This is a genomic window from Pedobacter sp. 05L430 (genome assembly GCF_056397585.1).
Map to the genome: position 1 here is coordinate 1 of NZ_JBFTNT010000439.1, position 2,398 is coordinate 2,398.

The 2,398-nt window shown below is 35.1% G+C and carries 2 protein-coding genes; one reads left to right on the top strand and one right to left on the bottom strand.

The genetic code is table 11. From position 1 onward, the window contains the following. A partial coding sequence (locus AC1DG9_RS26095) for an AraC family transcriptional regulator (RefSeq protein WP_477635574.1) occupies nt 1-681 on the top strand: 681 nt, incomplete at its 5' end. 2 nt (nt 682-683) lie between these two features. Here the strand turns inward: AC1DG9_RS26095 and AC1DG9_RS26100 are convergent. After that, nucleotides 684-2,398, bottom strand: a 1,715-nt coding sequence (locus AC1DG9_RS26100; RefSeq protein ID WP_477635575.1) for an outer membrane beta-barrel family protein, incomplete at its 5' end; no start/stop codon positions are given.

The window sequence follows — 2,398 nt, forward strand, 5'->3', positions numbered from 1 at the left end:
GGAGAAGGCTCTGTGGAATTGGACAATAAGGTTTATGTTTTAAAAGCAAACACATTTTTTATCATCCCTAAAAATATACCCCACAGGTATTTCAGCTCGTTAAAAAACCCTTGGAGTATATATTGGATGCATTTTAGTGGGGTCAATTCAAGGATGATTTATGAACGTTCTCTTGTTGAGGGGCAACATGAGGTTCATTCAATTCCCTTTGAGCAGGACAGAATAGATATTTTTAATCAAATATATACCATGCTTGAAGAGAGTTTTGGTACAAAAGAAATGGAGATCATGAACTTCAGACTACTCTATTTCGTAACCTCGCTAATTTATTATAAAGAAATAAACCCTTCTGTTTATAGTAAAGACGCGGTAAGCAGTTCAATTTCATTTATGAAAGACAATCTTGATAAGAAACTTACAGTAAATCAGCTTGCTGATCAACAAAAGATCTCTCTATCACACTACTTAAGGATATTTAAACAAAAAACTGGTATTTCACCCATAGCTTATTACAATCAGCTCAAAATACAGCATTCCTGTCAATATCTTTACTTTACTGACAAAAGCATTAAAGAGATTTGCGCTGTGTTGGGTATTGATGATCAATATTATTTTTCACGATTATTTAGCAAACTCATCGGTACTTCTCCCTCAGAATACAGGAAGAAACATAAAAAATAACTTTAGTTCTTCACCCTGTTCTTTTCACTTTCTGCTCCTGATTCACCATGTTTGGCTGGTGTACTGAAGGCTTTTCCAAAGCGGTAGTTAAAGGAAAGCACTGCAGTTCTTGAATCACCTTTGTTGGTCCAGTTAGCATCGGTTTGTGTAAGGTTATTAATAACTCCCCTATTAATTCTACTATAAAACAAATCATTGATGGCTAACTTCAAAGTTGTGCTAGGCGACAATTTCTTTTGAATGGCTGTACTGGCCTGCCATATACTTTTCAGTTCAAATTGAACATCTATAATCCGGTTCCTATAATTACCACTTAGTTCTGCGTCCCAATCTTTCCCTAAAGCAAATTTTGCATTTGCACTGGTAAAACAGAAAGTACCACTGGTATTAAGTTTTCCTGTATAAAAATCGCTTACTGTTTTGATGTTAGTGACCTCCGCATAAAAATCAAGGCTAAGCCACCTTGCAGCATCAAATGTTCCGTTAAAAGAGATGCTTTTAACCTTTTTTTTCCCAATATTACCAGGTCTGCTGTAGTAAGTACCGTTTAATATCTCAATAGTTTCATTAACTTCATCCCTGGATTTTGAATAGCTTATGGTAGTGGTATACTTGTTTTTATAGGTATGGGACAATTCTATTGATTGGGTGTATGACGGTCTCAGAAATGGATTTCCAACATAAAAGGTGAATTTGTCTAATGGTGAGATAAAAGGATTTAAATCCTGGTAATATGGACGATCAATTCTCCTTCCATAATTAAGGCCTATTTGATTGTTAGCAGCTGTATCCAACTTATACAATACATATACAGTAGGAAAAAGCCCAGTATAATTTCTTTTAAATGCCGAATCAGGCTTCATTGCGTTACCTAGTTGATGACCATCGGAGAAAGTATTCTCGAGCCTTAACCCAAGTTGTACAGAGATTTTTTTCATTTCTCTGTTTAAATTCAGGTAGGCGGCGCTGATATGCTCTTTGTATATGAAATGATTGCTCTTGTCGAAATCCGGTTTAGTAATTTCATTTATGGTATAGGCATAATCTGCAGTATTATCGGTTTTGGTATAACTGGTCTTTAATCCAGTTGTCAGTTTCCATTCAGACTTTAATGGCAACGAATAATCAGTTTTCATAGAATAGATATCAATGTTTCCAGGAAGGTATCCCGTCAGGACATCTTCTGATTTTAGTGATCCGTTTGCAAAAAAACTTGAATTATAATAAGTTTGTTTGGTTTTGTTCCTGTAAGCCAGATAATCGGCATCGGCAGTAATACCATGTCCCTTTTTATCAAATTGATGTCGATAGTTTAAATTAATACCGCCATTACTAAAATCAATTATATCAATATTTTTAGCCTTAATAACGGAGTCGAGTTGTTGTACTGAATTCAGTAGATTACTAGAATTATTGTTTATCTGTGTAGATGCTCTCGACATTCCGCTAACAAGGATGCCCCAGGTCGTATTATCAGACTGATAATAATCAGCCCCCGCTTTCGTATTTAAAGAATTTCCATGTCTGTCAAAATAGCTGTTCTGGTTAAAATACGATTTTGGACTGTTGTCAGCATTTTTATAGGTGCGGTTGATATCAAGATCCGAAAAGCCGGTATTGTAGTTGTAACTGAAATTTACAAAGTAATTAAACTTATTGTTCCTTAGGTTGAAGTTCAGACTATTTAGTGTTTTTGTTTTTTGGCCTTGATTAAGGC